This is a genomic window from Mailhella sp., assembly GCF_057866825.1.
Genome location: NZ_DBMAHT010000068.1, coordinates 1 through 10,400 on the forward strand (window position 1 = coordinate 1; position 10,400 = coordinate 10,400).

General features: G+C 62.3%; 9 protein-coding genes. 5 read left to right on the top strand and 4 right to left on the bottom strand.

Going from position 1 to position 10,400, the window contains the following annotated elements:
- The 4 genes from ACZM96_RS07265 to ACZM96_RS07280 form a co-directional block, all read left to right on the top strand.
- Positions 1-785, top strand: a 785-nt coding sequence (locus ACZM96_RS07265; protein WP_489488213.1) for a GNAT family N-acetyltransferase, incomplete at its 5' end; no start/stop codon positions are given.
- 392 nt (positions 786-1,177) lie between these two features.
- A complete protein-coding gene (locus ACZM96_RS07270; RefSeq protein WP_489488214.1) occupies positions 1,178-1,990 on the top strand; it encodes a hypothetical protein in 813 nt (270 codons plus the stop codon).
- 362 nt (positions 1,991-2,352) lie between these two features.
- A complete protein-coding gene (locus ACZM96_RS07275) occupies positions 2,353-3,114 on the top strand; it encodes an amidohydrolase family protein (protein WP_346666347.1) in 762 nt (253 codons plus the stop codon).
- Between the two features lie 216 nt (positions 3,115-3,330).
- Complete coding sequence (locus tag ACZM96_RS07280) at positions 3,331-4,509, top strand: MFS transporter (RefSeq protein ID WP_489488215.1); 1,179 nt, start codon at positions 3,331-3,333, stop codon at positions 4,507-4,509.
- Positions 4,510-4,657: 148 nt separating this feature from the next.
- On the opposite strand, the gene ACZM96_RS07285 is transcribed toward ACZM96_RS07280, so the two are convergent.
- The 4 genes from ACZM96_RS07285 to ACZM96_RS07300 all read right to left on the bottom strand — a co-directional run bounded on the left by ACZM96_RS07285 (position 4,658) and on the right by ACZM96_RS07300 (position 9,332).
- Entirely contained in the window at positions 4,658-7,108 is a 2,451-nt protein-coding gene (locus ACZM96_RS07285) for a Lon protease family protein (RefSeq protein WP_489488216.1), read from the bottom strand.
- Positions 7,105-8,052, bottom strand: a complete 948-nt coding sequence (gene hemC / locus ACZM96_RS07290) for a hydroxymethylbilane synthase (protein WP_489488217.1) — start codon at positions 8,050-8,052, stop codon at positions 7,105-7,107. The genes ACZM96_RS07285 and hemC overlap by 4 nt, the downstream gene beginning before the upstream one ends.
- Positions 8,053-8,470: 418 nt before the next feature.
- On the bottom strand, positions 8,471-8,710 hold the full coding sequence (locus ACZM96_RS07295; protein WP_294485120.1) for an FmdB family zinc ribbon protein: 240 nt from the start codon (positions 8,708-8,710) through the stop codon (positions 8,471-8,473).
- Between the two features lie 4 nt (positions 8,711-8,714).
- Entirely contained in the window at positions 8,715-9,332 is a 618-nt protein-coding gene (locus tag ACZM96_RS07300; protein WP_489488219.1) for a D-sedoheptulose-7-phosphate isomerase, read from the bottom strand.
- Between the two features lie 401 nt (positions 9,333-9,733).
- Between ACZM96_RS07300 and ACZM96_RS07305 the strand changes: the two genes are divergently transcribed.
- Positions 9,734-10,400 (top strand): NAD(+)/NADH kinase (locus tag ACZM96_RS07305; RefSeq protein ID WP_489488218.1); only part of this gene is annotated, 667 nt, incomplete at its 3' end.

Sequence of the window (10,400 nt, forward strand, 5' to 3'; positions counted from 1 at the left end):
CGCCCGTGGAAGCGCACTGGATTTCCGCAAGCCCTCTGCTGGGCCCGAATGCCGACGACCTTCTCGTGCGGATGCTTCCCGCGCTGGCCGACTTCTATCACGGCGCGCTCCCCTGCCTGCTCCTCAGCGGTCTGGAAGAAGGCAACGACCTTTTTCCCCGCCTCTCCCGCCGCACGGCCGACATCTTTCATGTGCTGCCCCAGCCCGCCACGCTGCAGCGCAGCGCCTCGCTTGACGGCGGCATGGACGGCTATCTTTCCCGGCGCTCAGGCAATTTCCGCGCCAAAATGAAAAAGGCGCGCCGCAAGGCTGCGGAAAACGGCGTGACCTTTGAACGCGTCGTGCCCGCCACGATTCAGGAAGCCGACGACGCCTACGCGCGCATGGTCGCCGTTGAGGAACGAAGCTGGAAAGGCAGGGAGCACTGCGGCATGACGGAACCGCCCTCGCTGGAATTCTACCGGGTGATGATGCGGCGACTTTCCCTGTACCGCGGCAGCCGTGTGATGTTCGCCGCGCAGGAAGGCAAGGACATAGGCTTCATTTTCGGCGGCATGGCCGGACGCTTCTACCGCGGGCAGCAGTTCAGCTACGACGCCGATTATAAAACGCTTTCCATAGGCGACCTTTTGCAGATGGAACAGCTCACCTGGCTGTGTGAGGAAAACGCCGTCCGTTACGACATGGGCATGAGCGATCACCCCGCCATGGCCTACAAAACTCACTGGGCGGAGCTGGAACAAAAACTCCTCGCCTGGCTGCTCATTCCGAAAGCGCGGTCGTAAGGAACACGCGGGGAGGACGTCTCTCTGCTCCAGTGCGCTCCGCAGCGTTTCTGATCCGCCCGTTGTCTTCCGAGCGCCTGCGTGCTCCTTCGCCGCAAGCGCCTCGCCAAAGTCCGGCCGGACACTTCCGCTTTTCTCCGAGCACCTTCCGTCGCCCCTCCGTCAAGGCGCTTTACTCTCTCCTTCCCACAGATTTTTCTGACAAAATCACCGGCAGTTACAAAATTTCCACGCCTTTTACGCAGATGAAACAGAAGCGCAACGCGGCGTTCTCCTTTATTTTTTTCCGAATATACGCAGCCCGATTCTGGATTTCTTTCCCTCTTTCCTCTACACTTCTTTTCAGAAAACTCGCCGCGCTTTTGTAACCCTCTTTTCTTCGGAGGCTGTCCATGAAAAAATGGCTTATCGCTCTGGCGGCTCTGATCGTCCTGCTGGCCGCAGGCATCACTATTCTGTTCTTCTCCCTCAATTCCATTGTGGAAAAGGCCGTCAACACCGAAGGCCCCAAAATCACCGGAACATCCGTGCATCTGGACAAGGCGGACATCTCGCTCTTCTCTGGCAACGGCGTGTTCCGCGGCTTTTCCGTGGGCAATCCGGCCGGCTTCAGCGGCCATGCGGCCACGGTGGGATCCGTCGCCGTCGATCTCGACACCTCCACGGTGTTCAAGGATGTGATCATCATCCGAAAAATCGCCGTGGACAACCCCGAACTCGTGTATGAACTCGGCAGGAAAACCAGCAACTTCGACGTGATTCTGAAAAACATTCGGGACTACGCCGACAGCCACGACGAAGGCGCGGCCTCTTCCGGCAGCGAGACAAAGAAAAACGAAGCAAAGAAAGACGACGAAAATTCCAAGAAGAAAGTCATCATCGACGAGCTCATCATCCGCAACGCCAGGGCCACGCTCAGCGTTCCGATGCTCAAGCTCTCCGTGCAGGTGCCGCTGCCGGAAATCCGCCTCACCGACATCGGCCGGAAGGAATCCGGCGCGAGCTTTGCCCGCACCGCCCTCATCGTGGCAGAGGAAGTTTCCCGCACGCTGGCCGAAGTCACCGCCGCACAGACGAAGAATATCGGCTCCACGCTGCTGAAGGACGGAGAAATCGTGGGATCCGATCTGCTGAAAGGCGGAGAAAAGGCCGGCGACAAGGCAAAGAATCTGTTGAAGGACGGCCTCAACCTTTTCAAGAAGTAACCCTTGAGCGCCTCGGTCGAATCCGGCCGTTGAGCCCGCGCCGACAAACTTTTCCCGCGACTGTGCCTGAGGCAATCTGACGCTCACGCTGACGGCGCAAGGCTCATCGGAAAGGGCGCACCGCTCGAGAGCAGGCGAAAAACACCCTTCACCACTCAAGGACGCATACTCTGCGGCCCCTGTCCGTTCTGCGGACAGGGGCCTTTCTTTTCGCTTTACGAAAAACGCCGTGCCATCTGTAACAGTCAGAAAACGCTTGCCTTTTTCAAAAAAAAAGAAGAAGCCTTCCCGCATGGGGCCGCTTCGGCCCCGTCAGCTTTCTGTCGCCATGTCCGGGCAACAGAACCAAAAGGAGCATCGTCATGGACAACGTTCGGTATGATTTCGACTTCTTCAAAAAAATCGACGCCCATTCCCATATCGGTTTTTTCGGCAGTCCCTTCAACGTCAACTTCAACACGGAACTTCTCGCCCGTCAGATGGACGAGTACAACATTGAAAAAACCATCCTGTGCCCTGCGGGAGCGCACCTCAACGAAGAAGTGAACGCCGCCTGGCACGCCATGCCGGAGCGCGTCATTCCTCTTTGCTGGGTCAATGCCAACCTCGGCCAGCAGGCCTACGACATGCTTGAACATTATCTGCGCGACGAGGGCTTCGCCGGCGTCAAGATGCAGCCTCTCTTCGATGCCTTCACCGCCGACTCTCCCATGGTCGATCCCATCATGGACATCGCGCAGGCGTACCACAAGCCGGTATTCATCCATTGCGGACACCCGCCCTATTCCCTGCCCTGGCAGATCGGTCTGCTCGCCGAACGTCACCCCGAAGTGCCCACGGTGATGATACACATGGGCCACGGTCACGGCGTGTACATCGAAGGCAGCATCAACATGGCGAAAAAATACGACAACCTCTTCCTCGAAGTGTCCGGCATGCCCATGGGATGCCAGATCAGGAACGCCTATGAAACCGTGGGGTCGGAAAGGGTCATGTTCGGCATCGATTCGCCCTTCCATCACCCGAGCGCGGAAATTCAGCGCGTCCATTCCTGCGGTCTGCCCGCCAGCGCGCTGGAAGACGTGTTTTACAACAACGCCGCCAAATTCATGCATCTGAAATAATTGCCCGCATTCGTCAGAACGCGCCCTTCCGGCCTGCTTTTGAGACGGCGACGGAAGGGCGCGACGGCACAAATCGAAGATCGGCCCTCGAAACGCCTGTTCTCAGGCCGCGGCGAAGGATGCATGCGGCGTCTTGCCACGCGTCCCGCACTGGACTAGCATGACAGCCCGCACTCATGCCGTCCGGCATGTTCACTCCGACCTTCGTCTTTTGCCATGAACTACAGAAAAATCCTTCTTCTTTCCCTGGGCCATCTTTCCTGCGACCTCAATTCCCACGCGCTGCCCGCCCTGCTGCCCTATCTTGCGGCCGCTCACGGCTTCGACTACCAGACCTGCGGCTTCCTCGCCTTCGCCTATTCCGCCGTGGCCTCGCTGGTGCAGCCGGGCCTCGGCCTGCTCGCCGACAAAATAGCCCGCGGCTGGTTCATTCCGCTCGGCATTCTCATGGCGAGCCTGGGCATCGGCGCCACAGGCTTTCTCTCCAACGAATACGCCATGTTCGTCTCTCTGGTGCTCGGCGGCATAGGTGCGGCGGTCTTTCATCCCGAGGCGGCCCGCTACGCCAACATCGTGTCCGGCGATCACAAGGGCGTAGGGCTCAGCATCTTTTCCGTGGGCGGCAACGGCGGCATGCTCATGGGGCCGGTCATCGTCATGCTCGCGGTCGGCGGCGTTCCGCTCGGCGGCATGACCCTGGGCGGCTTCGGACTGCACGGCACCGCCGCCTTCTGTCTGCTCGGCGTCGTCATGGCGTCGGTGCTGCTCTGGCGCGTTTCCGCCTGGGACATGGCGGCCAGAACGCCCAAGGCCGCGCAAAACTCCAGCTCCGCCGCCAATGAATGGGGCTCCTTCGGTATTCTTTCCGGCTGCCTGCTCACCCGCATGGGCCTCACCGTGGCCTTCACCACCTACCTGCCGCTCTACTGGCAGGGCGTGTTCCACTCTTCCGTGTCCACCGGCAACCTCATGCTCGTGCTGTTCTCCATCTTCGGGGTGGCCAGCAATCTTTCCGGCGGCGCTGCCGCCGACCGCTGGGGCTTCCGCCGCGTCATACGCTGGGCCTCCTTCCTCTCCCTGCCCATTCTCGCCGTGTTTCCGCTGGTGACCAGCCCGTGGCTGGCCGGCGTTCTGCTGGCTCCGCTCGCCATCGCCCTGTTCGCGCCGTTCAGCTCCATGGTCGTGCTCGGTCAGCGCTATCTCTCCAAAAACATGGGCTTCGCTTCGGGCATCACCCTCGGGGTGGCCGTCAGCGTGGGCGGCATGTTCGCCCCCGTGCTGGGCTGGGTCGCCGACCTCTGGGGCGGTCTGGCCCCCGCCATGCATCTGCTCACGCCCCTGGCCGTCATCGGCGCGGTGTGCGCCTGCTTCCTCCGCGAACCGAAAGCAAACTGATTCTTCCGCGGCGCCTCGCCGCGCGCACGAAAAAAGGCGTCCGTCCGTTTCTCCCCTCGGAAAAACAGGCGGACGCCTTTTTCAAACTTTTGCGCTCATCCCGAAACGCCATGCGCCCGAAACGCCGCGCTGCGCAAAAAAAGCGCCGTCAGGCCCGCGTTCTGCGCTTTCTGGTCTTGAAGCTGTGCTCGGCCAGCCAGCCGAATTCGCTCAGCCGTTCGTCAACCTTGTAAAACAGCGTGTCCCGGGCAAAGGTGCCGTCCTTGCGGCGACGCCCCACCGGCATGCCGGTAAGCAGTTCCATGGCTTCCGAAATGTGCGTCACGGGATAGATGGCAAAACGCCCCTCGCGCACGGCTTCGACGACCTTGTCGTCCAGCATGAGATGTTCCACGTTGTCGCGCGGAATGATGACGCCCTGCTCGCCCGTGAGTCCGCGGCGGGAACACAATTCGAAGAAGCCCTCGATCTTGCGGGTGACGCCGCCCACGGCCATGATCTGCCCGGACTGGCTTACCGCGCCGGTAAAGGCCAGAGACAGGCGGATGGGCACTTCCGACAGGGCGGAAAGCAGCGCCGCGAGTTCCGCGCCGGACGCGGAATCGCCTTCAATGCCGCTGTAGCTCTGCTCGAAGCAGAGGCTGCCGGAAAGCACCAGCGGCTTGTTGTGCGCAAACTGCGAAGCCAGATAGCTTTTCAGAATCATCATGGCCTTGGTGTGGATGGGGCCGCCGAGCTCCGCCTCGCGCTCAAGATCAATGATGCCGCCGTGCCCCACGCCCACGGTGCAGGAAATCTGATGCGGCAGGCCGAACTCGTAGTCGCCGCTCGTAGTCACGGCCAGACCGTTGACGCAGCCGACTTCGGAACCCGATGTGCGCAGCTTGATGACGTCGCGGTCGTATTCCTCCATGAAGAGTTCCTCGACAAGATCGGAACGATGCCGACGCGCTTTCAGCGCCGCGTTCAGACTGGCTTTGTCCACCACGGACTTGCCCGCCATGGCGGCCGTGGCCGACGCCTCGATGAGCGTTTCGCGCATGAGCGGAAAACGCAGCGTCAGCTTCCGGTGATCCTCACACAGCTCCGAGCCGTGATCCACCAGACCGGCCAGCGCTTCGCGGTCGAAAGGCAAGAGATCGGCCTCGTCCATGATGCGGGCGAGCTGGCAGAGCCAAGACCGCACGGACGGAGCCGTGCGCTCGGTTTCCGAAGCCATCTGCGCCTTGATCTTGAACTGCTTGGCAAAACGCTCGTCGCGCTCCAGCAGCATTTCGTACAGATCCTCTTCGCCCACGAGCACCACTTTCAGATTCAGGGGCATGGGTTCCGGCTCTATGCCCTTCACGCGGGAGGTGTCGTTGAAGTCCGGGTCTTCAATGCGGGCCACGCCGGAGCGCAGCGCGCGCATGAGGCCCTCCCAGGCGGGGCCGTTGGCCAGAAGATCGTTGGCGTGCAGCACCAGATAGCCGCCGTTGGCGCGGTGCAGCGAACCGGCCTTGATGAGCGTGAAGTCCGTGACGAGCGCGCCCATTTCCGATTCCCTTTCCACGCAGCCCAGCAGGTTGCCGTAGGTGGGATGATCCTCCACCACCACGGGCGCGCCGCGCATATCGCCGTTGTCCACCAGCACGTTGACGCTGTAGCGGTACAGATCCGGCTCCTGCGGCGCGGCGCTTTCGCCGTGCCCCGGCAGGGACGGCCCGTCCTTGGGCAGAAAAAGCTCCAGATGATCCAGCACGTCGGCCCGAAGATCGTCAAAGAACGTGCGCAGCGCGTCGGTCTTCTCCTCGCAGCCGGACAGGCGGCAGGCCTTGTCCGCCACCGGCGAGACCAGACGGTTCAAGAGATATTCCGCCGCCTCACGTTCAAGCTGACGCTCCTTTTTCTGAAAGCTCTTTTCAAGCTCGCCCATCTTGCGGACAAAGGGAGCCATGCTCTGCAGCAGCTGATCCGCTCTTTTCTTGAACTCCCGGCGCTCCAGCGCGTCCAGAAGCGACACTTCCTCGTCGCTCAGGCGCTTGCCTTCCTTCATGGGAAACAGCGACAGCGCTCCCTGCTCTTCGGCTTCGAGCGCAAAGCCCTTTTCTTCGGCCATGCGCTCAAGTTCCCTGACCATGTTCGAGCGCTCTTCGCGGAACTGTTCGCGTCCGGCGCGGCGCTTGCGCAGAAACACGTCGGAATCGAGCCGCGCGGGCAGCTCCTCGCGAAGCTGACGAAGCGCGTCGGCCAGCGCATCGCGCATCTGGCTGCCCTGTCCTGCCGGAAGCTGAATGAGAACGGGCCGATCTTCATCCTTGAAGTTGTTGACGTAAATAACGTCCGGCGGCGTGGCTTCCCGGCGGGCGAGCGGTTCGAGAAAATCGCACAGCATGTAGGTGCGCCCCAGATCGGGCGAGCCGGAAAGGTACACGTTGTACCCGGAATTGCGGATATGCACCGCAAGTTCCAGCGCGGCCAGCGCCCTGGGCTGCGCCGGGCGACGGCGTCCGCCCCGGGGAATGGCGCGGCTGTCCTCCCACGGAACGCGCTCCGCGGGCCAGCTGGGGCGCAGCTTGTCCGCAGACAGCGGCGCTATGGTGCGAAGCGCAGGACTCATGCCTTTTCCCCGTCTTCTCCGTTGTAAAGTTCAGCCAGAATGCGATCTGCGCCTTTGGAAAGCAGTTCCTCAGCCAGCGCGCAGCCCATGAGCTCCGCCTGTTCCGGCGAGACCTCGGCGCGTCTGAATCCGCGTATCACCGTTTTGCCGTCCACGCCGGCCACCAGCGCGGAAAGTTCCAGCTCCCCGCCGTTCAGCACGGCGTAGGCCGCAATGGGCACCTGACAGCCGCCGTCCAGGCGACGCAGGAACGCGCGCTCCGCAGAAACGCACAGGCGCGTGGGCTCATGCTCAAGGAAGGAAAGAAGCTCGCGCAGATCGGCCCTGTCTTCGCGCATTTCCACACCGAGCGCGCCCTGTCCCACGGCGGGCAGCATGTCCGGCGGCGTGAGATCCTGCTGGAAGGTGGCGGAAAGTCCCAGACGCTTGACGCCCGCACGGGCGAGAATGATGGCGTCGTACTGGCCTTCCTTCATCTTGCGCAGACGCGTTTCCACGTTGCCGCGCAGCATGGCCACGCTAATGTCGGGCCGCAGCGCCAGAACCTGCGCCTGTCTGCGCAGGGAGCTTGTGCCGAGCACGGCCCCCGCAGGAAGTTCGGCAAGTTCCGCATAGCGCTCGGAAAGGAAGAGATCGTTGCACACTTCCCGTTCCGGAACCGCGCCCAGAATCAGCCCCTCAGGCAGCACCATGGGCACGTCCTTCATGCTGTGCACGGCGATGTCCGCCGCGCCGGAAAGCAGAGCCTCCTCTATTTCCTTCACGAACAGGCCCTTGCCGCCCACCTTGGCGAGAGGCACGTCGAGAATGACGTCGCCCTTGGTCTTGAGCACGAGCAGTTCGACTTCCAGATCGGGATACTGAGCCGTGAGGCGTCCCTTGACGTGTTCCGCCTGCCAGAGCGCCAGCTTGCTGCCGCGCGTGGCAATGATGATTTTTTTCATAAAAACTCCAGAGTTGCCGGAACCGACGCGCCTCTGTTTTTACCAGGACGCCGTCGGGTCTTCCGTCGCGCCGGGGGCGCGGCCCCCGCGGGGAAACGGCAGAATGAATGACGCCGGCTTGCCCGGCAGCTCGAATCTTGCCTGCCTTCCGAAAAAACGCTCTTCATGGGACGCAGCCGACGCGCGTTGCGAATCCTTCGCGCCGATGCGAAAGCGCGCCGCAAAAGCCGCCGCGAAAAACGGCTTCACTGACGCCCGCCGACGCAGACGTTTCCGACGCGTCCGGCGCGGCGCCTTACGGCTGCGGAACCGTTCCGAACAAAGACAAAATCATGGACGCGATGCACCCGCGTCGCGTCCATGAGGCATTCAGAAAAACGCTGCGTCGCCGCAGGAAAACAGGCTATGTTCCCGCAGACTAGTGACCGCAGCTTGCGCAGTTGCCGCCGGAGCATCCGGCGCATCCGCCGCCGGACGCCGGAGCCGAAGGCAGGTCGAAGGAATCGGGAGTTCCGTCGGCCAGACGGCAGGAGCAGCGGGAAATCATCTTTTCCGTGTCCGTGGAATGGCACTTGGGGCAGGAAGGCTTTTCGTCGCCGAAAACGAGATCCTCAAAGGTATGATTGCAGGCTTTGCAGCGATATTCGTAAATAGGCATGGAATCAGGCTCCTTTCGGGCCCTCGCTGAGGGCCTGAACATTCTCGAAGAGATAATGATCGATAAGCTGACACAGAAGGTGCATGCACGCTTCGTGCATTTCCTGGATCAGCGGAGTGTGCGAATGGGGCACGTCGAGCAGATAGTCGCACATGGCGGCCATTCTGCCCCCGCCCTTGCCGGTGAGTCCCACCACCGTCATGCCCGCGGCGCGGGCGGCTTCGATGGCCTTGACGACGTTGGCGCTCCCGCCCGACGTGGAAAAGGCCACCAGCACGTCGCCGGGACGGCCGAGGCCGGACACCTGGCGGGAAAATACTTCTTCATACCCGTAGTCGTTGCCCACGGCGGTCAGCGTGGATGTGTCCACCGTGAGCGCCACGGCGGGAAGCGAGGGGCGTTCCATGAGAAAACGACCCAGAAGTTCTCCGGTCATGTGCTGGGCGTCGGCCGCGCTGCCTCCGTTGCCGCAGACAAGAATCTTGCCGCCGTCGGCAAGACTGCGCGCCATGCGGCGGGAAGCGGCGTCGAGCACGGGAGCGGCGTCGGCAAGGAAGCGGCGACGCAGCTTCGCGCCCTCTTCCGCATGTTCGTGGATGATTTCAAGAGCTGTTTTCATGATGCTCCATAAGCGCTTGACGTGAGCGGCTCTCGCCGCGACTTTCTGAGAAGGAACCATACTCCAAAGCGCCGACACTGACAATGGCCGGGCCCCGTCCGCGAAGAGCGCACGAGCGTACCTTCCCCGCAGAAGAGAAATAACGTCCCCCGGGGCTTCGGCAAGGGGCAAATACACCTTTTCCGAAAATTTCTCCGCACACTTGCCGAAAGCCGCAGCCTTCCGGCCTCCACCTCGGCGGGGCCGTAGCCGACATCCGGCCGTCGTTTCAATTTTCCATTGCGCGAGTTTGTTCTTTAGAGTACAAGAGCCTTTGTCCGGTCCGCCATTACGGCGCAAGACCTCTTCTCGCGCCGACCCGGGCGGCCATTCCCCCGCCGTTGCAGGCAATGCAAGGATATTTCATGCAGCCCATCTCCCGTCTTCTCATTCTTCATAAGGACAACCCTCAGCCGGAAAACGCCGGGCGGGAGCTGCTCCCCTGGCTGCGCGCCCGTCAGGTGGAAGGCGTGCTGCTTTCCGCCGGCGCCGACGCCATGACCATGCGGGCCGAAGCCGCCGCCAGCGACGCCGTTCTCGTGCTCGGCGGCGACGGCACCATGATAGGCGTAGCCCGCCGTCTGGCCGGCATCCGCACGCCTCTTGCCGGCATGAACTTCGGCAGGGTGGGCTTTCTGGCCTCTCTTCCCGCCGAGGGCTGGGAAGAGCCTCTGAGCGACATGCTGCAGGGCCGATGGGAACTGGAACGACACCTCACCCTGCACTGGCGCATCCTGCGGCGGAAGGGAGACATGCTGGATCTTCTCAGCGAGGGCGTGGCCATCAACGACGTGGTCACCGCGCACGGCGTGGTCGCCCGCGCGGTTTCCCTCAGCCTGAACATCGACGGCGTTCACTTCAGCACGCTGCGCTGCGACGGCGTCATCGTGTCCACGCCGCTCGGCTCCACCGCCTACACGGCTTCCGCCGGCGGCCCGCTCACCATTCCCTCCATGAACGCCCAGCTCGTCACGCCCATCTGTCCCTTTGCCGGAGGCTTTCCCCCCATCGCACTGCCCGCCTCTTCCTGCA